The 25,816-nt window shown below is 72.7% G+C and carries 23 protein-coding genes; 5 read left to right on the top strand and 18 right to left on the bottom strand.

The features are described 5' to 3' along the window. Positions 1-88: 88 nt before the first annotated feature. The 7 genes from pheT to infC form a co-directional block, all read right to left on the bottom strand. Positions 89-2,605: a phenylalanine--tRNA ligase subunit beta gene (gene pheT, locus HEP81_RS30730; RefSeq protein WP_037651200.1), complete on the bottom strand. Its 2,517-nt coding sequence runs from the start codon at positions 2,603-2,605 to the stop codon at positions 89-91. Next, positions 2,605-3,726 (bottom strand): phenylalanine--tRNA ligase subunit alpha, encoded by a 1,122-nt coding sequence (gene pheS / locus HEP81_RS30725; protein ID WP_037651201.1) that lies wholly within the window; start codon positions 3,724-3,726, stop codon positions 2,605-2,607. The genes pheT and pheS overlap by 1 nt, the downstream gene beginning before the upstream one ends. A 131-nt stretch (positions 3,727-3,857) precedes the next feature. Next, positions 3,858-4,988, bottom strand: a complete 1,131-nt coding sequence (locus HEP81_RS30720) for a sensor histidine kinase (RefSeq protein WP_037651203.1) — start codon at positions 4,986-4,988, stop codon at positions 3,858-3,860. Positions 4,989-5,038: 50 nt separating this feature from the next. Further along, on the bottom strand, positions 5,039-5,899 hold the full coding sequence (locus HEP81_RS30715; protein WP_037651205.1) for a TrmH family RNA methyltransferase: 861 nt from the start codon (positions 5,897-5,899) through the stop codon (positions 5,039-5,041). 203 nt (positions 5,900-6,102) lie between these two features. Further along, positions 6,103-6,486, bottom strand: coding sequence for a 50S ribosomal protein L20 (rplT, locus tag HEP81_RS30710; RefSeq protein WP_037651207.1), 384 nt, complete (start codon positions 6,484-6,486; stop codon positions 6,103-6,105). A gap of 98 nt (positions 6,487-6,584) precedes the next feature. Then, positions 6,585-6,779 carry a 50S ribosomal protein L35 gene (rpmI, locus tag HEP81_RS30705; RefSeq protein WP_004933563.1) on the bottom strand — a complete coding sequence of 65 codons (195 nt, stop codon included), beginning with the start codon at positions 6,777-6,779 and terminating at the stop codon, positions 6,585-6,587. Between the two features lie 114 nt (positions 6,780-6,893). Continuing rightward, a complete protein-coding gene (gene infC, locus HEP81_RS30700) occupies positions 6,894-7,565 on the bottom strand; it encodes a translation initiation factor IF-3 (protein WP_161257709.1) in 672 nt (223 codons plus the stop codon). Positions 7,566-7,948: 383 nt separating this feature from the next. Between infC and HEP81_RS30695 the strand changes: the two genes are divergently transcribed. After that, positions 7,949-8,305, top strand: a complete 357-nt coding sequence (locus tag HEP81_RS30695) for a DUF1844 domain-containing protein (RefSeq protein WP_037651211.1) — start codon at positions 7,949-7,951, stop codon at positions 8,303-8,305. 1 nt (position 8,306) lies between these two features. Here the strand turns inward: HEP81_RS30695 and HEP81_RS30690 are convergent, their stop codons facing one another. The 3 genes from HEP81_RS30690 to HEP81_RS41700 are packed head-to-tail and all read right to left on the bottom strand — an operon-like array spanning position 8,307 to position 11,850. Continuing rightward, complete coding sequence (locus HEP81_RS30690; RefSeq protein ID WP_037651341.1) at positions 8,307-9,083, bottom strand: SseB family protein; 777 nt, start codon at positions 9,081-9,083, stop codon at positions 8,307-8,309. Positions 9,084-9,139: 56 nt separating this feature from the next. Beyond that, complete coding sequence (gene mycP / locus HEP81_RS30685; protein WP_037651213.1) at positions 9,140-10,300, bottom strand: type VII secretion-associated serine protease mycosin; 1,161 nt, start codon at positions 10,298-10,300, stop codon at positions 9,140-9,142. Then, positions 10,297-11,850 (bottom strand): hypothetical protein, encoded by a 1,554-nt coding sequence (locus tag HEP81_RS41700; RefSeq protein WP_243279632.1) that lies wholly within the window; start codon positions 11,848-11,850, stop codon positions 10,297-10,299. The genes mycP and HEP81_RS41700 overlap by 4 nt, the downstream gene beginning before the upstream one ends. A gap of 196 nt (positions 11,851-12,046) precedes the next feature. Between HEP81_RS41700 and HEP81_RS30675 the strand changes: the two genes are divergently transcribed. Continuing rightward, complete coding sequence (locus HEP81_RS30675; RefSeq protein WP_037651345.1) at positions 12,047-13,249, top strand: amino acid deaminase/aldolase; 1,203 nt, start codon at positions 12,047-12,049, stop codon at positions 13,247-13,249. 17 nt (positions 13,250-13,266) lie between these two features. Here HEP81_RS30675 and HEP81_RS30670 read toward each other — a convergent pair whose 3' ends face one another. From HEP81_RS30670 to HEP81_RS30660, 3 genes are read right to left on the bottom strand one after another with little or no spacing between them, the layout of a single operon-like run. Then, a complete protein-coding gene (locus HEP81_RS30670) occupies positions 13,267-14,049 on the bottom strand; it encodes a 3-oxoacyl-ACP reductase (protein WP_037651215.1) in 783 nt (260 codons plus the stop codon). Continuing rightward, a complete protein-coding gene (locus HEP81_RS30665; protein ID WP_037651217.1) occupies positions 14,046-15,419 on the bottom strand; it encodes an aldehyde dehydrogenase family protein in 1,374 nt (457 codons plus the stop codon). Before HEP81_RS30665 ends, HEP81_RS30670 begins: the two co-directional genes overlap by 4 nt. Before the next feature lie 58 nt (positions 15,420-15,477). After that, a complete protein-coding gene (locus HEP81_RS30660; RefSeq protein WP_037651219.1) occupies positions 15,478-16,836 on the bottom strand; it encodes a glutamine synthetase family protein in 1,359 nt (452 codons plus the stop codon). Between the two features lie 95 nt (positions 16,837-16,931). Here HEP81_RS30660 and HEP81_RS30655 point away from each other — a divergent pair, with 95 nt between their 5' ends. After that, complete coding sequence (locus tag HEP81_RS30655; RefSeq protein ID WP_037651220.1) at positions 16,932-17,669, top strand: FadR/GntR family transcriptional regulator; 738 nt, start codon at positions 16,932-16,934, stop codon at positions 17,667-17,669. Between the two features lie 44 nt (positions 17,670-17,713). After that, entirely contained in the window at positions 17,714-18,400 is a 687-nt protein-coding gene (locus HEP81_RS30650; protein WP_037651221.1) for a gamma-glutamyl-gamma-aminobutyrate hydrolase family protein, read from the top strand. A gap of 604 nt (positions 18,401-19,004) precedes the next feature. Here the strand turns inward: HEP81_RS30650 and HEP81_RS30645 are convergent. Next, entirely contained in the window at positions 19,005-19,937 is a 933-nt protein-coding gene (locus tag HEP81_RS30645; protein ID WP_037651226.1) for a LysR family transcriptional regulator, read from the bottom strand. A 71-nt stretch (positions 19,938-20,008) separates the two neighbouring features. Between HEP81_RS30645 and HEP81_RS30640 the strand changes: the two genes are divergently transcribed. Further along, a complete protein-coding gene (locus tag HEP81_RS30640; RefSeq protein ID WP_037651228.1) occupies positions 20,009-21,178 on the top strand; it encodes a TDT family transporter in 1,170 nt (389 codons plus the stop codon). On the opposite strand, the gene HEP81_RS30635 is transcribed toward HEP81_RS30640, so the two are convergent. The 4 genes from HEP81_RS30635 to HEP81_RS30620 all read right to left on the bottom strand — a co-directional run bounded on the left by HEP81_RS30635 (position 21,090) and on the right by HEP81_RS30620 (position 25,634). Next, positions 21,090-21,812, bottom strand: a complete 723-nt coding sequence (locus HEP81_RS30635; RefSeq protein ID WP_037651229.1) for a helical backbone metal receptor — start codon at positions 21,810-21,812, stop codon at positions 21,090-21,092. The genes HEP81_RS30640 and HEP81_RS30635 overlap by 89 nt on opposite strands. Then, complete coding sequence (locus tag HEP81_RS30630; protein WP_037651230.1) at positions 21,809-22,381, bottom strand: helix-turn-helix domain-containing protein; 573 nt, start codon at positions 22,379-22,381, stop codon at positions 21,809-21,811. The genes HEP81_RS30635 and HEP81_RS30630 overlap by 4 nt, the downstream gene beginning before the upstream one ends. Positions 22,382-22,753: 372 nt before the next feature. Further along, positions 22,754-24,556 carry an ABC transporter permease/substrate binding protein gene (locus HEP81_RS30625; RefSeq protein WP_037651232.1) on the bottom strand — a complete coding sequence of 601 codons (1,803 nt, stop codon included), beginning with the start codon at positions 24,554-24,556 and terminating at the stop codon, positions 22,754-22,756. Continuing rightward, on the bottom strand, positions 24,549-25,634 hold the full coding sequence (locus HEP81_RS30620; protein WP_037651233.1) for a quaternary amine ABC transporter ATP-binding protein: 1,086 nt from the start codon (positions 25,632-25,634) through the stop codon (positions 24,549-24,551). Before HEP81_RS30620 ends, HEP81_RS30625 begins: the two co-directional genes overlap by 8 nt. Positions 25,635-25,816: the final 182 nt, after the last annotated feature.

Below are 25,816 nucleotides of genomic sequence, written 5' to 3'. Positions count from 1 at the left end.
GGCGCGTCAGAAACGTTCCTTCGGCCGGAACGAAAACGCGCCCGGCCACGGAAGTCCGTGACCGGGCGCGCTCCTCGCGCTAGGGCGGTCAGCCGCGCAGCACGGCTCCGGTGCGCTCGCCCGCCAGGGCGACGGCCGCGTCCCGGGCCGCCGACGCCTCGTCCACCGTCAGCGTCCGGTCGGGGGCGCGGAAGCGCAGCGCGTACGCCAGCGACTTACGGCCCTCGCCCAGCTGCTCGGCGTTCTCGTAGACGTCGAACAGCCGGATGGACTCCAGCAGTTCACCGGCACCGGCGCGCAGCGCGTCCTCGACCTCGGCCGCCGGCACCGGCTTGTCGACCACGAGGGCGACGTCCTGCGTGGCGACCGGGAAGGTGGAGATGCTCGGCGCCATCGGGATGCCGTCGCCGGCCTCCTCCAGGACGTCCAGGTCCAGCTCCATCGCGCAGGTGCGCTCCGGCAGGCCCAGCGCCTTGACGACACGCGGGTGCAGCTCGCCCGCGTGCCCCACGGTCCGCTCAGCGCCCTTCACGACGACGAGCAGCTCGGCGCAGCGGCCCGGGTGCCAGGGGCCGTACCGGCCCTTGCGCACGACGAGTTCGGCACCCGCCTCGTGGGCCACGGTGCGCGCGGCCTCGACGGCGTCGGCCCAGTCGGCCGGACGGCCCTTGCCCCACCAGCCGGCCTGCTCACGGGCGCCCGTGAGGACGACGGCGGCGTGCCGGGGCTGCTCGGGCAGCGCGGCGTTCAGCCGCGCGATCTCCTCGTCGGTGGGACGCCGGTCCACCGGCAGATGCCCGGCGGCCCGGCGCTCCTCGCGCGGGTGGAAGACCAGACCGGTCTCGAACAGGGCCAGGTCGTGCCCGCCGCGGCCGGTGTTGCGCCGCAGCGCGCCCAGCAGGCCCGGCAGCAGCGTCGTACGGAGCGCGGGCTCCTCGTCGCTGAGCGGGTTGACCAGCTTGACCACCCGGCGGACCGGGTCGTCCGCGTCCAGACCGAGCTGGTCGAAGACCTGCTCGCCGAGGAACGGGTAGTTCAGCGCCTCGACATAGCCGGCCCCGGCCAGCGCGCGGCCGATGCGGCGGTGCAGCCGCTGGCGGGCGGTCAGACCGCGGCCCGCGGGGGGCTTGGGCAGCGTGGAGGGCAGGTTCTCGTAGCCCTCCAGCCGGATGACCTCTTCGGCGAGGTCGTTCGGGTCCGTCAGGTCGGGCCGCCAGGACGGCACGGTGACGATCAGCTCGTCCTGACCGTAGACGTCGCAGCCGACCTCCTGGAGGCGGCGTACGACGGTCTCGCGGCCGTAGGTGACGCCCGCGACCTTGTCCGGGTGGTCCGCCGGGACGGTGATGGTGTGCGGCGCGGAGGGCGCGATGACCTCGGTGACGCCCGCCTCGGCGGTGCCGCCCGCGAGCAGCACCAGCAGGTCCACGGTGCGCTGTGCGGCGGCGGCCGCGGCGGCCGGGTCCACCCCGCGCTCGAAGCGGCGGGAGGCCTCGGACAGCAGCTTGTGCCGGCGGGCCGTGCGCGCGACGGAGATCGCGTTGAAGTGGGCCGCCTCGATGACGACCTCGGTGGTCGCGTTCTCCGCGTCCTCGCCGTGGTCGGCGATCTCGGTGTTGGCGCCGCCCATCACACCGGCGAGGCCGATGGGGCCCCGCTCGTCGGTGATGACCAGGTCCTCGGCGTGCAGCGTGCGCTCGACGCCGTCCAGGGTGACGAGCTTCTCGCCCTCCTGGGCACGGCGCACCCCGATGGTGCCCTGGACCGAGGAGCGGTCGTAGGCGTGCAGCGGCTGGCCCAGCTCCATCATCACGTAGTTGGTGATGTCGACGGCCAGCGAGATCGGGCGCATGCCGACCTTCTGGAGCCGGCGCTGGAGCCAGAGCGGGGAGCGGGCCTCGGGGCGCAGACCGGTGACGGTGCGCGCCGTGAAGCGGTCGCAGCCGAACGGGTCGGAGACCTGGACCGGGTAGCCGTACGCGTTGGGCGCGGGCACGTCGATCAGGGCGGGGTCGCGCAGCGGCAGGCCGTAGGCGATGGCGGTCTCGCGGGCGACACCGCGGATGGACAGGCAGTCGCCGCGGTTGGCGGTGACGGCGATGTCCAGGACCTCGTCCACCAGCTCCAGGAGCTCGATGGCGTCCTTGCCCACCTCGGTCTCCGGCGGCAGCACGATGATGCCGTGGGTACTGTCCTCGCCCATGCCCAGCTCGTCGCTGGAGCAGATCATGCCGTGCGAGACCCTGCCGTACGTCTTGCGGGCGGCGATGGAGAAGCCGCCGGGCAGGGTGGCGCCGGGCAGCACCACGACGACCTTGTCGCCGACCGCGAAGTTACGGGCGCCGCAGACGATCTCCTGGGGCTCACCGGTGCCGTTGGCCTGGCCGACGTCGACCGTGCAGAAGCGGATCGGCTTCTTGAAGCCCTCCAGCTCCTCGATGGTCAGCACCTGGCCGACGACCAGGGGGCCCTTGAGGTCGGCGCCGAGCTGCTCGACGGTCTCGACCTCAAGACCGGCGGAGATGAGCTTGGCCTGGACGTCACGACCGGTCTCGGTGGCCGGCAGGTCGACGTACTCCCGCAGCCAAGAAAGCGGGACCCGCATCAGATCTCCATCCCGAAGGGCCGGGTGAACCGGACGTCACCCTCGACCATGTCTCGCATGTCTTCGACGTTGTGGCGGAACATCAGCATCCGCTCGATGCCGAACCCGAAGGCGAAGCCGCTGTACTTCTCCGGGTCGACGCCGCAGGCGATGAGCACCCGCGGATTGACCATGCCGCAGCCGCCCAGCTCGATCCAGCCCTCGCTGGAGCAGGTGCGGCAGGGACGGTCGGGGTTGCCGACGGACTCGCCCTTGCACACGTAGCAGAGCATGTCCATCTCGGCGCTCGGCTCGGTGAAGGGGAAGAAGTTCGGGCGCAGCCGGGTCTTCATGCCCGCGCCGAACAGGGACTGGACCATGTGGTCCAGGGTGCCCTTGAGGTCGGCCATGGTCAGGCCCTCGTCCACGGCGAGCAGCTCGACCTGGTGGAAGACGGGCGTGTGCGTGGCGTCCAGCTCGTCGGTGCGGTAGACGCGACCGGGGCAGATCACATAGACCGGCAGGTCACGGTCGAGCAGCGAGCGGATCTGCACGGGCGAGGTGTGGGTGCGCAGGACCACACCCGACTCGGCGCCGCCGTCCGGGCCCTGCACGAAGAACGTGTCGGCCTCACCGCGGGCCGGGTGGTCCGGGCCGATGTTCAGGGCGTCGAAGTTGAACCACTCGGCCTCGGCCTGCGGGCCCTCGGCGACCTCGTAGCCCATGGCCACGAAGATGTCCTCGATGCGCTCCGACAGCGTGGTCAGCGGGTGCCGGGCGCCGGCCGGGACGCGGTCGTACGGCAGCGTGACGTCGACGTCCTCCTCGACGAGCACCCGGGCGTCGCGCTCGGCCTCCAGCTCGGTCTGGCGGGCGGCGAGGGCCTTGTTGACGGCGCCGCGGGCCATGCCGACGCGCTTGCCGGCCTCGGCCTTGGCGTGCGGGGGCAGGGCGCCGATCTCGCGGTTGGCGAGCGAGAGCGCGGACGCGGGGCCGGTGTGGGCGACCTTGGCCTCGTGCAGCGCGTCGAGGGAGTCCGCGGCGGCGAAGGCGGCGAACGCCTCGTCCCGCATGCGCTCGATCTCTTCCGGTTTCAACGCCTCGACCTCGACAGGGTCGTACGACTTATTGGGTGCCGACATCTCTTCCATGCTTCCGATTGCTGGCGGATGGTCCCCGTCACCGACTCGACTCGCGAGGGCCGTGTGCAGGACACAAAGGTGCCAAAGGCCGAGTCTAACGGGGTGGAGCTGTCCGAAGAGCCCGTGGGCCGCTAGGCGAGATACGCCGGGGCGCTCACGGGCAACGTAAATCGGAACTCGGCGCCGCCGCCGCGGGCGCGGCCGACCGTGATGGTGCCGCCGTGGGCCTCGACGATGCCCTTGACGATATACAGCCCCAGTCCGGTGCCACCGCGCTTGCTGCCCCGCCAGAAGCGGGTGAAGACGCGGTTCATGGACTCCTCCGGGATGCCGGGCCCTTCGTCGCTCACCGTGACCGATGTGCCGGCCTCCTCGCCCTCGCGGGGGGACGCCGTGGGCGTGATGTCAATGGTGACGGTTCCCTCGCCGTGCCGCACGGCATTTTCCAGCAGGTTGCTGAGCACCTGGTCGATCTTGTCGGGGTCGGCCCACAGATCGGGCAGCGGCTGCTCGATGCGCAGCAGGAAGCGCCCGGCGCTCTGCCCGGCGGCGACGTACGCCTGGATGTGGCGGGAGACGGCGGCCCCTATGTCGACGGGCTGCCTGCGCACCTCCAGGCGCCCCGAGTCGATCCGGGAGATGTCCAGCAGCTCGGCGATGAGCCGGGTGACCCGGTCCGCGTCCGCGTCGACGGTCTCCAGCATCAGCCGCTTCTGGTCGTCGGTGAACCGCTCCCACTTGGCGAGCAGCGTGGCGGTGAAACCCTTGACGGAGGTCAGCGGGGAGCGCAGCTCATGGGCGACGGTGGCGATCAGCTCGGCGTGGCTGCGCTCGGTGCGGCGGCGGGCCTCGGTGTCCCGCAGGCAGATGATCAGACGGTGCACGGGGCCGAGGGGCGCGGTGCGGACGTACCGGGCGGTGACGAGCACCTCATGGCCGCCGGGCAGCAGCAGATTGCGCTCGGGCTGCCGGGTCCGGGTGGAGAGGCCCCCGTAGGGGTCGGTGAGCTGCCACCAGCGGCGCCCCTCCAGGTCCTCTAACGGCAGCGCCTTCTCCAGCGGCTGCCCGAGGGCGTCGGCGGCGGGTACGGCGGTGATGCGCTCCGCGGCCGCGTTGAACCCGACGACGCGTCCCCGCTCGTCGGCGACCACCAGTCCGTCGGGGAGCTGGTCGGGATCGAGTCCGCCCGCACCGCACGAGGACGCGGGTGCGCCCCGCGTGTCCCGTCCCTCCGGCCCGGTGCTCGTGCCGGCCACACTCATCCCCGTACCCCACCTCTCATACGGCGCAGGGCCCCGAGCTGGCCACCCTACTAGCTCTGGGTGACGGAACGGCACCCTCCGGGGGCGCGCTGCGCACGAGCCGAGGCGTACAGGCAGACGGCGGCGGCCGTGGCCAGGTTCAGGCTCTCGGCCTTGCCGTGGATGGGCACCCGTACGACGGCGTCGGCGAGCTCGCGGGTCTCCTCCGGCAGCCCCCAGGCCTCGTTGCCGAACACCCAGGCGGTGGGGCCGCCCATGGTGCCCTTGTCCAGCTCCTCGTCCAGGTCGCGGTCGCCTGCGCCGTCGGCGGCGAGGATGCGCACCCCGGCGCCCTTGAGCCGCTCGATGGCCTCCTCCACGGGGACGCCGACGGCGACCGGGAGGTGGAAGAGGGAGCCGACGGAGGCGCGGACGGCCTTGGGGTTGTACAGGTCCACGGAGGCGTCGGTGAGGACGACCGCCTCGGCGCCCGCGGCGTCCGCGCAGCGCAGCACGGTGCCCGCGTTGCCGGGGTCGCGGACGTGCGCGAGCACGGCGACCAGCCGGGGGCGGGCGGCGAGGACGTCCTCGAACGGGGTGTCCAGGAACCGGCAGACGCCGACGAGCCCCTGCGGGGTGACCGTGGTGGAGATGTCGGCGATGACGTCCTCGGCGGCGAGATGCACCCGGGCGCCGACGGCACGGGCCTCTCCGACGATGTCGGCGTACCGCTCCGCGGCCTCGACCGTGGCGAACAGCTCGACCAGCGTCGCCTGCCCGCCGTCCCGATGCGCGGCCGCCTCCCGCACGGCCTGCGGCCCCTCCGCGAGGAACAGCCGGTCCTTCCCCCGGAAATTCCGCTTGGCGAGCCGCCGCGCGGCGGCGACACGGGCGGAACGGGGAGAGATCAACTCGGGGACGGCAGGGGCCATGCTTTCTTCACTTTCCAGAGAACGTCTGCTTCAGCGCCCCGCAAGGAGCGCGGGGCTGTGCTTGATCTGCGGCTCCGCCGCGTGGGCGCGAGCAACCCCGACGCACCCGCGGCCGAAAACGCGCCGGGGAACCTCAACAGCGAGACCCGCAAGCCAACAGCCTGCGGGTCCCGGGGTTATTTCGGCTGAAGCTCAGCGCGGCGTCACGCGGCCTTGGGCGCGTTGACGTCCGACGGCAGCGCCTTCTGCGCGACCTCGACGAGCGCGGCGAACGCGTTCACGTCGTTGACGGCCAGCTCGGCCAGGATCTTGCGGTCGACCTCGACGTTCGCGGCCTTCAGACCCTGGATGAAGCGGTTGTAGGTCATGCCGTTGGCGCGGGCAGCGGCGTTGATGCGCTGGATCCACAGCTGACGGAAGTCGCCCTTGCGCTTCTTGCGGTCGTTGTAGTTGTAGACCAGCGAGTGGGTGACCTGCTCCTTGGCCTTGCGGTACAGGCGCGAACGCTGACCACGGTAGCCGGAGGCCTGCTCCAGGATCGCCCGGCGCTTCTTGTGGGCGTTGACTGCCCGCTTGACGCGTGCCACTTGTTAACTCCTTGTAGCGGGGTCGTGGGTGTCCTCACACGACCCGGAAACGATTGGGTCCCGGTCCAGACGCACGGCGCTCGTCGAGCGCCGCGGCGTCACTTGCCGAGAAGCTTCTTGATCTTCGCGGCGTCGCCCGGGGCCATCTCGGCGTTGCCGGTGAGGCGGCGCGTCACGCGGGACGACTTGTGCTCAAGCAGGTGGCGCTTGCCGGCGCGCTCGCGGAGCACCTTGCCGGAGCCGGTGACCTTGAAGCGCTTGCTGGCACCGCTGTGCGACTTGTTCTTCGGCATAGCGCCGTTCTCTCCTCGTCGGTGGCGCTCCGGTGCCCGGTCGCGAAAACCGGGCACGGTGGAGCGTCGCTCTTGTTTCGGTTACATCCTCGGGAGCCGTGAGGCTCCCCGGGATCACGCCTCGGCAGTTTCCTCGGACGACGCCTCGGCCTCGACAGCCTCGACGGGTTCCTCGGACGACGCCTCGGCCGCGTTCTGCGACTTGCCGGGGTTCGCCTTCGCGTCGGCCTTGCGGGCCTCCTGCGCCTGACGGGCCTCGGCCATCGCCTCGGTCTTCTTCTTGTGCGGACCGAGAACCATGATCATGTTTCGGCCGTCCTGCTTCGGGTTCGACTCGACGAAACCGAGGTCCTGGACGTCCTCCGCGAGCCGCTGGAGCAGTCGGTAGCCCAGCTCGGGCCGGGACTGCTCGCGACCACGGAACATGATCGTGATCTTGACCTTGTCGCCCTGCTTGAGGAACCGGACGACGTGACCCTTCTTGGTGTCATAGTCGTGCGGGTCGATCTTCGGCCGGAGCTTCATCTCCTTGATGACCGTGTGCGCCTGGTTCTTGCGCGCCTCACGGGCCTTCATGGCCGACTCGTACTTGAACTTCCCGTAGTCCATGAGCTTGCACACGGGCGGACGGGCGGTCGCCGCCACCTCGACCAGGTCCAGGTCGTACTCCTGCGCAAGCTCCAGTGCCTTCGCGAGCGGCACAATGCCGACCTGCTCGCCACTGGGACCGACAAGTCGCACCTCGGGAACGCGAATCCGGTCGTTGATGCGGGGCTCGGCGCTGATGGATCCTCCTCGATAGCACCACGCGACGGCCTGGCGGACTGCCGCGTAACGTCTGTGTTCGTCCGACCAACCGCGCCGAGGCACAAAAAATGCCCCGGACGATCACAGGCGGGGCTCCTGACTACCGGAGCACCGCCGCGATGAACGCGGGGCGCGAATCGGGCGACTCCATCGTCCGTACGGAACGATGGCGGCCGCCTGACCGGAGACCCGCCGTCCCGGGGGACGGATCGGGTGGGAGATCGGAGCCTCCACTTGTGGGCCGAGCAATAGGTGCATACCTACGTCCGGCCGGTCGCCCACCAGATTAGCAGGATGGCTTGACAAGGGCTAATCGGGAGCCCGTAACCGTAAAGCCGTAATCCCGCCTTAGGGTGAGGGGCATGAGTGAGACCCCTGCCGAGAACCCCGACTTCGACGCGATGACCCGCGATATCGCCGAGGTCCCCGCCGTCGAGGTGATCGTGACGGTCGCCGTCAACCTGATGAGCGCCGCCGCCGTGAAGCTCGGGCTCAGCGAGGAGGGCGACACGTTCAAGGACCTGGACGAGGCCCGCAAGCTGATCACCGCCCTCGCCGGTCTGCTGGACGGCGGCGCGACCGAGATCAGCTCCTTCCACGCGGCTCCGCTGCGCGACGGTCTGAAGTCGCTCCAGCTGGCCTTCCGCGAGGCCTCGATCGTCCCGGACGAGCCGGGCCAGGGGCCGGGCGAGAAGTACACCGGCCCGATCTACAGCTGAGCTATTCCCTCACGTACAGGGGCTCGCCCGGAGGCGTCGTCCCGGCCGGCAGCAGTGCCAGGTCGAGACCGCGCACCAGGCGGGCCCTCAGTGTTTCGTCGGCGGCGAGCCGGCCGGCGATCGCCTGGGCGGTCTCGGCGGGCGGCGCGGCCGGGTCGAGGACGAGGGCGAGGGTGCCGTCGGCCGGGCCGGGCACCAGGTGGGCGCGCCGTACGGCGGGTTCGGCGGCCACCGCCGTACGCACGGCCTCGGCCACGGCCGGGTCGGCGAGCGGGTCGGTGCTGGTGCGGCCCTCGGCGAGGGCGAGCAGCGCGGGCCCGGTCAGCTCGAAGGGCACCGGCCCCGCGAGGTCCAGCACCACCGTGTCGGCCTTCTCGTGCGCGGCGGCCTGGAGCGCCTGGTGCAGGGGTACGGCGACCGGGCGGGCCTCGGGGTCCCAGCGGGCGAGGGAGTCGGTGGAGGTGAAGGCGGGCAGCGCGGTACGGCCGCCGGCCTTGAGCGTGGGTACCGCCATGTCGCTGGTCTTCTCACGGCGCAGCCCGCCCACCCGTCTCCCACCACCCTTGTGACGAGCTTTGCGCCCCTCTTGATCGTCCTCCTCGACCTCACCGAGGACGGCGACGACGGGGACCAGCAGCCGGGCGCCCTTCAGCGCCTGGAGGACCGGTCCGACGGCGGTGCGGTCCTCGGCCCACGCGGCGAGCGCGGCACCGAGCCGGGGATCGGCGGAGCCGTCGTCGTCGGAGTAACCGGAGTCGGGGATGTTCTTGTTCGCCACGGTCACCGACCCTATCGGGGGAAACGGCAGGGCTCGGCGGCGGCCCGGCGCCCGTCTCAGAAGGGCTGTCTGCGGCCGCGCCACAGGATCACGCCCACGACCAGCAGCACCCCGCCGGCACTGCCCGCGAGGGGCGCCGCCCAGTCGGCGGCGGATCCGGTCGCCCGGGGCGCGTCGGGGCCGGGGCCGAAGTACTCGTGGGGGTACGACGCCGGGCTCAGCTTCTCGGGTTCGAGGCGGTCGGCCGCGGCCAGGGCGGCCACCGGGTCGATCGTGCCGTAGCCCCGGGAGTCGTCGCGGCCACCGGCCGGCGGGGCGTCGGCGGTGTCCTCCAGGAGCGTCCTGATCTGGGCCGGGCTCAGCCCCGGGCGGGCCGACTTGATCAGTGCGGCGACCCCCGAGACATAGGCGGAGGCGGCCGAGGTGCCCCAGCCCTCGTAGTACTTGTGGTCGGGGTCGGCGATGACGACGTCGACGCCGGGCGCGCTGACCGCGGCGTACCAGCGGCGGGTGGAGAAGGCGGCGCGGGTGCCGTAGCGGTCGACGGCGGTGGCGACGACGACGCCGGGGTAGGCGGCCGGGTAGGAGACGTGGTCGCCGTTGTCGCCGCCGTTGCCCGCGGAGGCGACGACGACCACGCCCTTCTTCAGGGCGTACTGCACGGCCTCGTCCTCGCCGGGTTCGGGGTGGGCGGAGGCGGAGTCGTCGCCTAGGGAGAGGTTGATGACGTCGGCGCCGTGGTCGGCGGCCCAGCGGATGCCGTCGGCGAGGGCGGTGCCGCGGGTGGTGCGGGCCTTGGCGCGGGCGGGGTCGCTGTCCTCCAGGATCACCCGTACGGGAAGGATCTTCGCCTCGGGGGCGACGCCCATGACGCCGTCGGCGCCGCCGGGCCCATGGCCGTGTCCGGCGATGATGCCGGCCATGGCGGTGCCGTGCCGTCCCCAGGTGCGGTCGCCGGGCCGGGCGCCGAATCCGATCATGTCCTTGGCGGGCAGCACATTGCCGACCAGGTCGGGGTGGTCCTCCTGGACGCCGGTGTCGAGGACGGCGACGGTGACGCCCTGGCCCCTGGTGGTGTGCCAGGCCTGGTCGAGGTGGAGGGCGGACAGGCCCCACTGCTGGGCGCGGATGCCGTCGGCGTGGGCGGCGGCGGTGGGCAGCAGGGTGAGGGCGCCGGCGAGCAGAGCGCTCACCGCGGCCCCGCAGGCACGCTTCATGAGGGTCTCTTCGTGGCGTTCGTGGCGGCGGAGCCGACGGTCCGGCGCAGCCGCTGCGCTATCTGCCCGGACAGTCCCTGGGCCTCGTCGCCGAGACCGGACTGGGCCTGCGCGGTGGTGGCACCGGCCCGCACGGCGTCGGCGGCGGGCTGGGGGGTGTCCACGCTCCGGCCGTCCGCCCAGCCCGAGACGGCGTAGACGACGACGGGGGCGTCGGTGCGCACGGAGATGGTCCAGGTGGCGCGCTGGTCGTCCCCGAACCCGGCCGCGGGGGTGTTCCGCGCGGCATACGGGCGGGGCATCAGGTCGGGGCGTTCGGTGAGGTGCTGGGTGCGGAAGCGGGTGGCGAGCGCGGACATGCCAGCGGGATCGGCCCTGGTGAACAGCAGGCCGACGGTGGTCACATAGCTCTGGGTGGCGTCCGTGTAGGTGGCGCGCAGCAGCCGGCGGCAGCCCGCGTCGGCGAGGACCTTCCACAGCAGCGGGTCGAACGCGTCGGCGCAGCCGCTGTCCGGGGCGACGGCGATCCGCGTCCAGGTCCGGTCCGCCCCGCCGGGGCCGTCTCCCGCTCCCTGCACGACGGGCGGGAACAAGGTGTCGACGGGCACGCTGTGCCACACGGGTACGGCCGCGGCGAAGCCCCGCGCCGCGCTGTCCTCGTGGTCCTCCGCGATCCAACTCCCGGCCGCGGCACCGCCGATGAGCCCGATCCCGAGCACCAGGCAGACCCCGGCGACGACGGCCCGCCCCCGTCTGCGCGTCCGGAACAGGTCGGGTTCCCCGAGGGTGACATGGGGCCGGGCGGCGCTTCCCCGGGTCCGGGCGATGTCGGGGGCGCGCGGGGCGGGCGGCTGGGGGTGCCATCGAGTGCTGGGCCGGGTCGCATGCGCCGGCGCGTCCGTGGGAGGAGTGCTCGCGGGAGCGCCCGCGGGCGTGCCGGAAGCGGGCGCGGCGCCGGGCGGGTTCGCGGCGGCGGCGGGGGGGCCGGGAGGGACCGGCCGGAGCCGGGCGGTCGTCTCGGAGGTGTCCTCCGCGGTCGGCGGGGTCGCCGTCCCGGGGGCGGTCCGCGCGGGCACCTCGGTACGCCCCGCCTGCCGATCCCATGGCACGGAACCGCCCGCACCGGGCTGCCCGGAGCCCCCGGCACCGGCGCGATCGCCGGGACCGCTGCCGGTACCCCCCGTACCCGTACTCCCCTCGTCGGCGTGCGCGGGGCGCGGCGCGTCGGTCTCCGTGCGCGGGCGCGCCGCGCGGGGCGGGGTGTCGGGGAAGCGGGCCGAGGCGGGGGGCGGCGGAGGGCTCACGGGGTCGACGGCCTCGGGGACGGTACGGCTCCGGGGTGTCCCGTTCCCCGGGCCGCGCGGGGCGAAGACGGACGGCTCGTCACCGGGGTCGTCCCCCAGGGGAGCGGCGGCGGTGACCCGTCGCCCGTCCGCGCCGGGAACGCCACCCGGAATGCCGCTGCCCGCGTTCCAACCGGCGCCCGCGCGGGGGCCGGAGGAGGGCGGTGGGCCCGGTGGCAGGGAGGAGTGGCGTGCTTCCGTGGTCATGCGTTCCCCGTTTCCTCGCGACCCGGGCCGTCTCCTCGTACCCGTACGACCGGGCCCCCGTCCCGGGCGGGTCCGTCGTACGTGCGCGTCACTCTACGGGTTGTCGGGGGCCGGGGCGGAACCAGTACGGGAGGCCGGGGCACTTGCCCGGAACGTCCCCCTACCCTGCGGTAATCCCTTCTGGCAGGCTTCCGGCATGACTGCGCGTGCCGCCGACCGGGCCCGGTACGACCGGGCCACCGCCCATCTCGAAGCGCCGCTGGCGCTCGTGGACCTGGAGGCCTTCGACGCCAACGCGGCCGATCTGGTCCGCCGCTCCGGCGGCAAGCCGGTACGGGTCGCGAGCAAGTCCGTGCGCTGCCGTGCCCTGCTGGAGCGGGTGCTGGCCAAGGACGGCTTCCAGGGCATCATGTCGTTCACCCTCGCCGAGTCGCTGTGGCTGGCGCGTTCGGGTTTCGACGACATCCTGCTCGCCTACCCCTGCGCCGACCGCTCCGGATTCGCCGAACTGACCGCCGATCCCAAGCTCGCCGCCGCCGTCACCGTGATGGTGGACGACCCCGCCCAGCTCGACCTGATCGACGCGGCCCGCGGCGACGGGCGCGAGGTGGTCCGGATATGCCTGGAGTTGGACACCTCCCTGAAGCTGTTCGGCGGCCGGGTGCGGGTCGGCGCCCGCCGCTCCCCGCTGCACTCCCCCGCCCAACTCGCCGAGGTCGCACGGGTGGTGGCCGAACGCCCCGGGTTCCGGCTGGTCGGACTGATGGCCTACGAGGGTCATATCGCGGGAGTCGGTGACGCGGTCGCCGGGCGGCCGCTGCGGTCGCGGGCGATCCGGCTGATGCAGGCCGCCGCCCGCCGGGAGCTGGCCGAGCGGCGCGGCGCGGCCGTGCGCGCGGTGCGGTCCGTCGCGCCGGACCTGGAGTTCGTCAACGGCGGCGGCACCGGCAGTGTGCAGCACACCGCAGCCGAGTCCGCCGTCACCGAGATCGCGGCCGGCTCCGGGCTGTACGTGCCGCGGCTGTTCGACAACTACACGTCCTTCAGCGGCCGTCCGGCGGCGCTCTTCGCGCTGCCGGTGGTACGGCGGCCGGGCGTGGGCGTCGTCACCGTGCTCGGCGGCGGCTACCCGGCCTCCGGCGCGGCTGGCCCCGACCGCTCGCCGGTGCCGTATCTGCCGGAAGGGCTGAAGTACGACCCGCAGGAGGGGGCCGGCGAGGTGCAGACCCCGTTGCTCGGCTCGCCCGCCGACGATCTGCTGATCGGCGACCGGGTGTGGTTCCGGCACGCCAAGGCGGGCGAGCTGTGCGAGCGGTTCGCGTCGCTGCACCTCGTCGAGGGCGACGAGGTGACGGCGACCGTGCCCACGTACCGGGGCGAGGGGCACACCTTCCTCTGAGCCCCTGAGAGGGGGGCTTACACGGGCGTGACGTACGCGCCCGCGATGCCCCCGTCCACCAGGAAGTCGGTGGCGTTGACGAAGGAGGAGTCGTCGCTGGCCAGGAAGGCGACCGCGGCGGCGATCTCCTCGGCCTCGGCGAACCGGCCCACCGGGATGTGCACGAGCCGGCGGGCGGCCCGCTCCGGGTCCTTGGCGAACAGTTCCTGGAGGAGGGGGGTGTTGACGGGGCCGGGGCACAGCGCGTTGACCCGGATGCCCTCGCGCGCGAACTGCACGCCCAGTTCACGGGACATGGCGAGGACGCCGCCCTTGGAGGCCGTGTACGAGATCTGGGAGGTGGCCGCGCCCATCCGGGCCACGAAGGACGCGGTGTTGATGATGGAGCCCTTGCCCTGGCGGCGCATATAGGGGATCGCGGCCTTGCAGCACAGGTACACGGAGGTGAGGTTGACCTCCTGGACGCGCTTCCACGCCTCCAGGCCGGTCTCCAGGATGGAGTCGTCGTCGGGCGGGGAGATACCCGCGTTGTTGAAGGCCACGTCCACGCTGCCGTAGGTGTCGTACGCCGTCTTGAACAGCGCCTCGACCTGCTCGGGGTCGGTGACGTCGACCTTGGCGAAGAGCCCGCCCACCTCCTCGGCGGCGGCCTTGCCGCGGACCTCGTCCACATCGGCGCAGACGACATGGGCGCCCTCGGCGGCGAGGCGGCGGGCGGTGGCGAGGCCGATGCCGCTGCCGGCTCCGGTCACGACGGCGGTACGGCCGACCAGGCGGCGGCAAACACTGTTGTCGGTCACTGTGCGGGGCCCTCCGTGCTGATGAAGACGTTCTTGGTCTCGGTGAAGGCGGTCAGGGCGTCGGGGCCGAGTTCACGGCCGAGGCCGGACTGCTTGTAGCCGCCGAACGGGGTCCAGTAGCGGACGCTGGAGTGGGAGTTGACGGACAGGTTGCCCGCGCGCACGCCCCCGGAGACCCGCAGGGCGCGGCCGAGATCGCGGGTCCAGACGGAGCCGGCCAGCCCGTAGGGGGTGTCGTTGGCGAGGCGGATCGCGTCCCGCTCGTCGGTGAAGGGGAGCAGGACGGCGACGGGCCCGAAGATCTCCTCGCGGGCGGCCGGGCTGTCGTGCCGCTCCCCCACCAGGACGGTCGGCGGGAACCAGAAGCCGGGTCCGTCGGGCGCGCTGCCGCGCAGGGCGGGGGCGCCGGCGGGGACGTACGACCGTACGCGCTCCCGCTGTGCCGCCGAGATCAGCGGGCCCATCTGGGTCTTCTCGTCGGCCGGGTCGCCCACGACGACGGCGGCGAGCGCGTCGGCGAGGAAGTCCCGGGCCTCGTCCAGGGCGGTCTCCTGGACGAGGATCCGGGTGCGGGCGCAGCAGTCCTGCCCGGAGTTGTCCAGGAAGGAGAACGGGTCGAGGGCGGTGCTCAGGTCGGCGTCGGCGAAGACGATGTTGGGGCTCTTGCCGCCGAGTTCCAGGGTGACCGGTTTGACCAGGCGGGCGCAGCGCTCCATGACCTCGCGGCCGGTGCGGGTGGACCCGGTGAACACGATCTTGGCCACGTCCGGGTGGTCCACCAGGGCGCGCCCGGCGATGTGGCCGTGGCCCGGCAGCACCTGGAAGAGGTGCTCGGGCAGGCCCGCGGCCAGGGCGAGTTCGGCCAGCCGCAGGGCGGTGAGCGGGGTGGTCTCGGCGGGTTTGAGGAGGACTGCGTTGCCCGCGGCGAGCGCCGGGAAGGAGCCCCAGGCGGCGATCGGCATGGGGAAGTTCCAGGGGGCGATCACCCCGACCACCCCCAGGGGTTCCTGGAAGGTGATGTTCCAGCCTCCGGGCACCGGGATCTGCTTGCCGAGCAGGCGTTCGATGCCGCCGGCCGCGTACTCCAGCAGGTCCCGGGCGTTGCCGGCCTCCCAGCGGGCGTTGCCGAGGGTGTGCCCGGCCTCGCTCACCTCCAGGCGGGCGAGTTCCTCCAGGTGGGCGTCGACGGTGTCGGCGAAGCGGCGCAGCAGCCGGGCCCGGTCGGCGGGGGCGAGCGCGGCCCATCCGTGCTGGGCGCGGACGGCCCGTACGACGGCGGCGTCGACGTCCTCGGCGGTGGCGGCGGGGACGGTGGCGAGGACCTCTTCCGTGGCGGGGTTGAGGACCTTCAACTCGTCGGAGTCGGACACGGATCGACCTTTCACGGGCGGGCGAACGGGCGGGTGAGCGGGCTCGGGGCGGGCGTGCTCACAGGCGTTCGAAGGAGCGGCGCAGCTCCCAGTCGGTGACGGCGGCGTCGAATGCCTCCAGCTCGACGCGGGCCATGTTGCTGTAGTGGGCCACGACCTCGTCGCCGAAGGCGGCCTTGGCGATCGGGCTGTTCTCCCACAGCTCGGCGGCCTCGCGCAGGGAGGTGGGGACGTGCGCGAAGCCCGCGGTGTAGGCGTTGCCGGGGCAGGGCTCGGGGAGTTCGAGCCGCTGCTCGATGCCGTACAGGCCCGCGGCCACCAGTCCGGCGACGGCGAGGTAGGGGTTGACGTCGCCGCCCGGCAGGCGGTTCTCGAAGCGGGTGGAGCTGCCGTGGCCGACCACCCGCAGGGCGCAGGTGCGGTTGTCGTGGCCCCAGGCGACGGCGGTGGGGGCGAAGGAGCCGGGCTGGAACCGCTTGTAGGAGTTGATGTTGGGGGCGTAGAGCAGGGAGAAGTCGCGCAGGGCGGCGAGCTGTCCGGCGAGGAAGTGCCGCATCACCTCGGACATCCCGTCGGGGCCCGCCATGGCGTTGGTGCCGTCGGCGTCGGTGAGCGAGAGGTGGATGTGGCAGGAGTTGCCCTCGCGCTCGTTGTACTTGGCCATGAAGGTGATCGAGACGCCCTCCTGGGCGGCGATCTCCTTGGCGCCGGTCTTGTACAGGGCGTGCTGGTCGCAGGTGGTGAGCGCCTCGTCGTAGCGGAAGACGATCTCGTGCTGCCCGGGATTGCACTCGCCCTTGGCGGACTCGACGGTGAGTCCGGCGCCCGCCATGTCGTTGCGCAGCCGGCGCAGCAGGGGCTCGATGCGGCCGGTGCCGAGGATCGAGTAGTCGATGTTGTACTGGTTGGCCGGGGTCAGCCCCCGGTATCCCGCGTCCCACGCCTGTTCGTAGCTGTCCTTGAAGACGATGAACTCCAGCTCGGTGCCGACCTGGGCGGTGTAGCCGAGTCCGGCGAGCCGGTCGAGCTGGCGGCGCAGGATCTGCCGGGGGGCGGCGACGACCGGGGCGCCGTCACTCCAGGCGAGGTCGGCGACGAGCAGGGCGGTGCCGGGGTGCCAGGGGATGCGGCGCAGGGTGACGGGGTCGGGGCGCATGGCGAAGTCGCCGTAGCCGCGCTCCCAGGAGGACATCGCGTAACCGTCGACCGTGTTCATCTCGGTGTCGACGGCGAGCAGGTAGTTGCAGCCCTCGGTGCCGTGTTCCAGTACCTCGTCGAGGAAGAACCGGGCGGCGAACCGCTTGCCCTGGAGGCGCCCTTGCATATCGGGGAACGCCAGGACGACAGTGTCGATCTCACCGCTTTCCACGAGGGCACGGAGTTCCTCGACGGGGAGCGGGGCTGTGCGGTCTGCCACGGAAAAGCCTCCTTGGGCGCCTTCGCGCTTCTTCGGCCGGGCCGGGAGCCATAAGGTATTGCCAAGAACCATTGCTTGGGAAGGGGGTACGGCGGATGTCGTCTCATACGGAGTGGCACGGGGTGGGCGACCGGCTCGCCCCGGTGCTGCGGCCGGTGCGGGCGGGCAACGGCTTCGAGGAGGCCCTGGAGCAGATCCTCCAGGTGGTGCGGCTCGGCCTGGTGCCGGGCGGCGAACGGCTGCCGGCGGAGCGGGAGTTGGCGGAGCGGCTGGGGATCAGCCGGGTGACGCTGCGCGAGGTGCTGAAGGTGCTCCAGGACCAGGGCCTGGTGGAGGCGCGGCGCGGGCGGTACGGCGGAACGTTCGTACTGCCCCGCGCGGACGCCGGTGGCGAGGACGAGCTGCGGCGGCGGATCGCGGCGGTCGACGTCGAGGACGTGCTGCGGTTCCGGGAGGTGCTGGAGGTGGGCGCGGCCGGGCTGTGCGCGGCGCACGGACTGACCGGGGAGCAGGCCGGGCTGCTGCGGGAGGCGCTGGCCGAGACGCACGAGGCGCCGCTGGCCGACTACCGGCGCCTGGACACGCTGCTGCATCTGACCCTGGCCGAGCTGTGCGGCTCCCCCTCACTGACCGCCCAGTACGCGGCGGTGCGGGCGCAGGTCAACGAGTTGCTGGACTGCATCCCGTTGCTGGTGCGCAATCTGGAGCACTCCCAGCGGCAGCACACCGCGCTGGTGGAGGCGGTGCTCGACGGGGACGCCGACGGCGCGCGGGAGATGATGCGGGAGCACTGCGCGGGTACGGCGGCGCTGCTGCGGGGCTTCCTGACGTAAGCGGATTCTGCAAAGGTATTCTCATATACCTTTTGGAGGCTGGCGTGGGCGGACGACCGCTGATCGGTGTGAGCACGTATCTGGAGGCCGGGGCGCGCTGGGGCGTCTGGGAGCTGGCGGCCGCGCTGCTGCCGGCCGCGTATCCGCGACTGGTCCAGCGGGCCGGGGGCCTCGCCTGCATGCTGCCGCCGGACGATCCCTCGCTCGCCGCGGCGGCGGTCGCCCGGCTGGACGGTCTGGTCGTCGCGGGCGGCCCGGACGTGGACCCGGTGCACTACGGCGCCGACCGCGACCCCCGCACCGGGCCGCCGGCCCCGGCCCGCGACGCCTGGGAACTCGCCCTGATCCGTGCCGCGTTGGCCTCCGGCACACCGCTGCTGGGTATCTGCCGGGGCATGCAGCTGCTGAACGTGGCGCTCGGCGGGACGCTGGTCCAGCACCTGGAGGGGCACGCGGAGGTGGTGGGCACCTTCGGCACACACCCCGTCGAGCCGGTACCGGGCACGTTGTACGCCTCCCTCGCCCCCGAGAGGGTGTCGGTCCCCACGTACCACCACCAGTCGGTCTCCCTCCTCGGCCGCGATCTCGTGCCGTCGGCGCATGCGGAGGACGGCACGGTGGAGGCGGTGGAACTACCGGCCGGGCGGGGGTGGGTGCTGGGGGTGCAGTGGCATCCGGAGATGGGGGAGGATCTGCGGGTGATGGAGGGGCTGGTGCGGGCAGCGGGCTGATTCGTCCGCGCCACGGGGGCCGGCGCCGGGGCCGGTGGCCGGCCGCGGGTCCGTCCTGGCCGCTCGCGCAGTCCCCCGCGCCCCTTCAGGGCACCTCAGCACCGGGACCAGCCGGAAACCGCCGCCGAAAGCCGGGCCCGGTGGGCGACTGCGGGCCGCAGGTGGCCACTCGCGCAGTTCCCCGCGCCCCTTCAGGGCACCTCAGCCGCGGGACCGACCAGAAACCGCCACCGAAAGCCCGGCCCGGCGGGCGACTGCGGGCCGCAGGTGACCACTCGCGCAGTCCCCCGCGCCCCTTCCCGGGGCCGACTGGAAGCCGCCGCCGAAAGCCGGGCCCGGTGGGCAGCTGCGGGCCGCAAGTGGCCACTCGCGCAGTCCCCCGCGCCCCTTCCCGGGGCCGACTGGAAGCCGCCGCAGTTCCCCGCGCCCCTTCCCGGGGCCGACTGGAAGCCGCCGCCGAAAGCCGGGCCCGGTGGGCAGCTGCGGGCCGCAAGTGGCCACTCGCGCAGTTCCCCGCACCCCTGGCGAACCGCAGCACCGTCGGCTTCCGGGGTGCCGCCCCCGTCGGCACGGGCAGGCGTCCCCACCCCCGTACCGCCCCCGCTCACGCCCGCGTCAGAGCCAGCAGATCCCGCGCCGGTCCCGTCGGCCGGTGTCCCTTCGGCCACACCGCGCGCAGGTCACGTCGTAGCGACACCCCCTCCACCGGCACCGCGACCAGCCGCCGCAGCGCCAGCTCCTCCCGCACCGCCAGTTCGCTGAGCACCGACGGTCCCGCACCGCTCACCGCCGACGCCTTCACCGCCGTGGTGGACGACAGCTCGATCAACGGCCGCGCCAGCCCCCCGAGCGCCGCGTCCAGCACCTGCCGCGTCCCCGATCCCCGTTCCCGCAGGATCAGCGGGGTCTCCCCCAGCTCCTGCGGCGAGAGCGGCCGGCGGCGCCGGGCCCAGGGATGCCCCGGCGCCGTCACCACGATCAGCCGGTCGTGCCCGATCACCACCGCGTCGAGCCCCGCGGGCACGGAAAGCCCCTCCACGAACCCCAGGTCCGCCTCGCCCGACCGCAGCAGCTCCGCCACCCGCGCCGAATTCCCGGCCAGCAGCGACACCGCGGTGTCCGGGCGCTCGGCGTGCAGCGCCAGCAGCCAGCCCGGCAGCAGATACTCGGCGATGGTCATGCTCGCGGCCACCCGCAGCCGTGAGTCCCGCCGGTCCCGCAGCGCCCGCGCCCCCGCGTCGAACGCCGCCGCCGCCTCCACCACCCGCCGCGCCCAGTCCGTCACCAGCACACCCGCGTCGGTGAGCCGGGAGCCGCGCGGGGAGCGGTCCACCAGGGCGACCCCCAGCTGCCGTTCCATCGACCGGACCCGGCTGCTCGCCGCCGGCTGGGTGATCCCGACCTCCCGCGCCGCCGCGCCGAGACTCCCCAGCCGCGCCACGGCGAGCAGCAGTTCCAGCGCCGCCAGATCCGGTACGCGGTGCGCCAACGACCCCGTACCCTCGCCCCGCCCGCCGGGCCCCTCCACCTCGCTCATAAGACCAGCTTATGCCCTCATAGAAGGGAAATCCCTGGTCAGGGACCATTCCCCCGGGCACGGTTGATGCCATGGTCACCGTTGCCCAACCCCTTCCCGCCACCCGCGCGCCCCGTGCCGCCCGGCTCCGCCATCTCGGCCCGAACTGGTACGCCTCCGTCATGGGCACCGCCGCCGTCGGCACCGCGGGCACCGCGCTGCCGATGGACCTGCCGGGCGCGCTGCACACCCTGCTCGCGGCGGTCTGGGCGCTGTCGCTGCTGATGCTGGTGACCCTGCTGGCGGCCCGGGCCCTGCACTGGATCCACCACCGCGACCAGGCCCGTGCCCATCTCCTCGACCCGGCGATGGCCCCGTTCTACGGCTGTCTCTCCATGGCCCTGCTGGCCGTCGGCGGCGGCGCGCTGACCGCGGGACACGACTGGCTCGGCACCCCGGCGGCCGTCGCCCTTGACACCGTGCTGTACACGGCGGGCACGGCGATCGGGCTGTGGGCGGCCGTGGCCGTGCCGTACCTGATGTCCGTACGGCACCGTATCGAGCCCTCCCAGGCGTCCCCGGTGTGGCTGCTGCCGCTGGTCGCGCCGATGGTGTCGGCCGCGCTCGGCCCGCTGCTCGTGCCGCATCTGCCGCCGGGCCAGCCCCGCGCGACCCTGCTGCTGGCCTGTCTCGCGATGTTCGGACTGAGCCTGTTCGCCACCTTGCTGATGCTGCCGCTGGTCCTCGGCCGGCTGATCACCTCGGGCCCGCTGGCGCTCGCGCTCACCCCGACCCTGTTCCTGGTCCTCGGCCCGCTCGGGCAGTCCACCACCGCCCTCGGCTCGATCGCGAACGCCGCGCCCGGGGTCGTACCGGCCTCCTACGCGCACGGCCTCGCCGTGTTCTCCGTGCTCTACGGCGTGCCCGTGATGGGCTTCGCGCTGATGTGGCTGGCGCTGTCCGTCGCCCATCTGGTGCGGGCCCGCCGCCAGGGCATGGGGTTCGCGATGACCTGGTGGGGCGCCACCTTCCCGGTGGGCACCTGTGTCACCGGCGCGGCCGCCCTCACCCGGCACACCTCCCTCACCGCGTTCCAGGCGCTGTCCGTCGCGCTGTACGTGCTGCTCGTCGCGGCCTGGCTCGCGGCGGCGTCCGGCACGGTGCGCGGACTGCTCAGCGGTGAGCTGCTCGCAGGGCCTCGCCCAGCACCCGGGGCGCCCACGCCAGCGACGGGCCGTACCACGTCAGATCGCGCCCGCTGACCAGCGCGCAGGCAAGGCCGGGGAAGGCCTCCGGGCCGTCCTCGGCGGTGAAGCGATAGGGCTCGTCGGGGAGGACGACCACGTCCGGGGCCGCCGCCACCAGCTCGTCCAGCGGGATGCGGGGGTAGCGCTCCGGATGGTCCGCGTACAGATGGTCGACGCCGAGGCGGGAGAGCACATCGCCCGCGAAGGTGTCCCGGCCGACGACCATCCAGGGCCTGCGCCAGATCGGTACGACCGCCGTCCGGCGCTCGGCCGGCTCCGGCAGCGCGCGCCACGCCGTCTCGGCCTCCCGCAGCCAGCCCGGCCGCCCGGGCGCCCCGCAGGCCGCCAGCACCCGGGCCAGCTCCCCGAAGGCGTCCGGCACGGTCCGCACCTCGGTGACCAGGACATCGAGGCCCGCCGCGCGCAGCGCGTCGAGGTCGGGGACGCGGTTCTCCTCCTCGTTGGCGATCACCACATCGGGCGCGAGCTCGATGATGCGCTCCACCTTGGGGTTCTTGGTCCCGCCGATCCGGACGACGTCCAGCTCCCCCGGATGACTGCACCAGTCCGTGGCCCCGACGAGCGCTCCGGGCAGCGTCTCGGCCACCGCCTCGGTGAGCGAGGGGACCAGGGAGACGACGCGTTTCACCGGGACCGGTCCCGCACGGCCTCGATGTGCTCGGCCACCGCCACCACGATGATCCGGGTGTCCGGCACGGTCGCCCGCCAGCGGTGTCTGACTCCGCCGGTGAGATACAGGGTGTCGCCGCGGCCGAGGCGGTACGCGCGGCCCTCGGCCTCGATCTCGACGGCGCCGTCGGCGACGTACATCAACTCGTCATTGCGATGCTGGAACTCGCGTCCCGCGTCATGGTCGCCGGTGAACTCGGAGGCGTGCAGCTGATGGTGGCCGCGGACCAGATTGCGGGTGCGGGGGGCGAAGTCGCCCTCGGCGAGCGGTTCGGCGCGCACCAGGTCGACGGTGGCCGCCGGGTCCGCCGCGGCGAGCAGTTCGACGGCCGTGGTGCGCAGCGCGTCGGCCAGTTTCTCCAGGGAAGTGCTGCTGGGCCGCGCCCGGTCGTTCTCCACCTGGCTGAGGAAGGGCACGGACAGGCCGGTGCGCTCGGCGACGACCGCGAGGGTCAACTCCAGGGCACGCCGGCGCCGCCGGACCGCCGCGCCCACCCGTACGGGCTGCTGCTCTTTGTGGTCGCCCATCGCTCCGGCTCCCTCCCTCGCTCGTGTGGGTTCCTCAATTGGCTTCACTGCACCCTACGCATGTTCGGCAAACGGTTTCATGCGCGTGTCACATCCCCGTCTCACCGAATACCCCCTACCCTCACGTTCGCGCCAGGCGTCGGCGGCCCCGAAGGGGTCCCCCGCTGCTTCCTCCCCGGGGATGAACATGCCCACCAGCCAGACTCATCACGCTGGGTGATTGGCCGGATTCCGCCCGTAGGGGACGTGGACTCCCCGCCCCGAGAACGCGCCGAGGGGCGGACGGCTCCGTACCCCATCGTCGTACGGTGCCGTCCGCCCCTCGGCGGGCCGGTCCGGGCCGGTCGGGTCACCCGGCCGCCCGGTCGTGGGTCATCCCTTGGTCTGTGTGCCGGAGACCGGCGCCCACTTGTCGACCAGGCCGGGGTTCGCGCGCAGCCAGGAGCGGACCGCGTCCTGCTCCTTGCCCTTGCCGGCCCCCTGGATCTTCGCCTCCAGGCCGGTGAGCTGCTTCTCGGTCATGGAGAAGTTCTTCAGCCAGTCGGCGACCTGCGGGTTGTCCCCGGCGAATCCCTTGCGGGACAGGGTGTGCACGCCGTCGCCCTTGCCCCAGGCGCCCTTGGGGTCCTGGAGCTTCTTCAGGTCGTAGCTGCTGTAGGCCCAGTGCGGGGACCACAGGGTGACGAGGACCGGCTGCTTGCGGGCGTAGGCGCGCTTGAGCTCGGCGAGCATGGCCGGGGTCGAGCCGTCGATCACCTGGTAGCTGCCGCTGAGGCCGTACTCCTTGAGGACCTTCGTCTTGAGCAGGCTCATCTCGCCGGCGCTGGGCTCGATGCCGACGATCTTCCCGCCGAACTCGGAGGCGTGCGCCTTGAGGTCGGCCAGGGAGTTGACGTCCTTCACATAGGAGGGGACGGACAGCTCCAGGGAGGTGGGGCCGTACCACTTGCCGATGTCGTCGAGCTGCTTGCCGTACTTCTTCCAGTACTCGGCGTGCGTGGTGGGCAGCCAGGAGTCGGTCTCGAAGTCGATCTGCCCGGTGGCGAGGCCGGTGTAGAGGGGGCCGGCCGCGTACTGGGTGGTGGTGACCTTGAAGCCGCGCTCCTGGAGGATCTCCTTCCACAGGAAGGTGGAGGCGATGCCCTCGTCCCAGGGGATGTAGCCGATCTTGATCTCCTTGCCCTTGCCGACATCGGCGCCGGAGGCCTCGGAGGTGGTGCCGTTGGGGCCGAAGACGCCGATGCCGCCCGCGGCGAGCGCGAGGACGACGATCCCGACGACGGCGACGACCGGACGCGGGCGGTACGACCACACGCGCGCGGGCGCCTTGGCGGCGGCGCGGCGCCCGGACGGGGACAGCTGGGTGCCCATGGCGCCGGTGATGCGGTCCAGGTAGATGGCGAGGACGACGATGCCGACACCGGCCTCGAAGCCGTAGCCGATGTCGAGCTGGCCGATGGCCTCGTTCACGGCGCCACCGAGGCCGCCGGTGCCGACCATGCCGGCGATGACGACCATGGACAGGCCCAGCATGATCACCTGGTTGACGCCGGCCATGATGGTGGGCAGGGCGAGCGGCAGCTGGACGCGCCACAGGATGTTCCGCGGGGTGGTGCCGAACGCCTCGGCGGCCTCGACCAGTTCGGCGTCGACCTGGCGGATGCCCAGTTCGGTCATCCGGACGCCGGGGGCGAGGGCGAAGATCAGGGTGGCCACGACACCGGCCGCGGTGCCGAGCCCGAAGAAGAGCATGGCCGGGATCAGCAGGACCATGGAGGGCATCGTCTGGAGCAGGTCCAGGACGGGCCGTACGGCGGCGCCGACCGCCTTGGAGCGGGCCGCCCAGATGCCCAGCGGGATCGAGATGACCAGGGCGATCACGGTGGCCACGAGGACCAGGGCGAGCGTCGACATCGCCTGGTCCCACAGCTGGAGCGAGTCGACCAGGGCGAATCCGGCGAAGGCGAGGACACCGGCGAGCAGTCCGCGCAGCCACCAGGCGAGGACGGCGAGGATGCCGGCCATCAGCAGCGGCGTGGGCGCGCCGAGGACGGCGTCGATGCCCCTGTACATGCCCTCCATGACGGCCTTGATGGCGTCGAAGAGCCAGGAGAGGTGGCCGACCAGCCAGTTCACACCGGAGTCGACCCAGTCGCCGAGGGGCAGCCTAGGCACGGCCGATCACCTTCTTCCCGTCGTTGCCGGAGCCGTCGCAGGCGGTGGGCTCGCCCTGTTCGTCGCCGAGGAAGCCCACCAAGCGCTGCCGGGGCACCACGCCGACGAGGGTGCGGCCGGCGTCGAGGACGGCGACCGGGTGCGGCAGCCGGGCGCTGATCGCGCACAGCTCGGTGAACGGCGTGTCGGGGGTCGCCGTCTCGCAGGCGCAGTCGGCCTCGTCGCCGCGCAGCTCGGTGTCCATGACGGCGCCCGCGGTGAGCACCCGGGAGCGGTCGACGTCCTGGATGAAGGAGGCCACGTAGTCGTTCTCGGGGCGCAGCAGGATGTCCTCGGCGGAGCCGGTCTGCACGATGCGGCCGTCGCGCATGACGGCGATGCGGTCGCCCAGGCGCATGGCCTCGTTGAGGTCGTGGGTGATGAAGACGATGGTCTTCTTCAGCGTCTTCTGGAGCTCAAGGAGCTGGTCCTGCATGTCGCGGCGGATCAGCGGGTCCAGGGCGCTGAAGGACTCGTCCATGAGCAGCAGGTCGGCGTCGGTGGCCAGGGCGCGGGCGAGGCCGACGCGCTGCTGCATGCCGCCGGACAGCTCGTCGGGCCAGGACTTCTCCCAGCCGGCCAGGCCGCACAGGGCGAGCGCCTCGTCGGCGCGGCGTTCGCGCTCGGCGCGGGGCACGCCCTGCACTTCCAGGCCGTAGGCGGCGTTCTCGCGGACGCTGCGGTGCGGGAACAGCGCGAAGTGCTGGAAGACCATGCTGATCTTCCGGGAGCGCAGTTCGCGCAGGCCGCGGTCGCCGAGGGCGGTGAGTTCCTCGCCGTCGAAGCGCACGCTGCCCGCGGTCGGCTCCAGCAGGCCGTTGAGCATCCGCAGCAGGGTGGACTTGCCGGAGCCCGACAGGCCCATGACCACGAAGATCTCGCCGGCCTCGACACGGAAGGACGCGTCGATCACGGCGGCCATGGTGCCGTCGGCGCGCAGCTCCTCCCGGTCGGCGCCCTTCTTCAGGCGCTCCACCGCTTCGTCCGGTCGTCTGCCGAACACCTTGAACAGGTGCTCCGCCTCAAGCCTGGCTTGCACGCGAACCTCTTGTCTCGGGAACAGGGGACAGGAGGCGAAGCCGTACGGCGGTCAGAAAGCCGGGACCCGAGGGGGCCCGACAGTTGAAAAACGCACTACTTCGCTCCTGAGGGCGCGCCTTCCCAGGTCAAGCAAAGGCAAACTGATAGGTGGCCGGGCTCACCGCGATGCGTATCGCGCAA

The organism is Streptomyces griseofuscus, from assembly GCF_014673495.1.
Classification (GTDB): Bacteria; Actinomycetota; Actinomycetes; order Streptomycetales; family Streptomycetaceae; genus Streptomyces; species Streptomyces murinus.
Note: the sequence above shows the minus strand (reverse complement) of the source record. Positions and strands in the feature narration are given on the sequence as shown.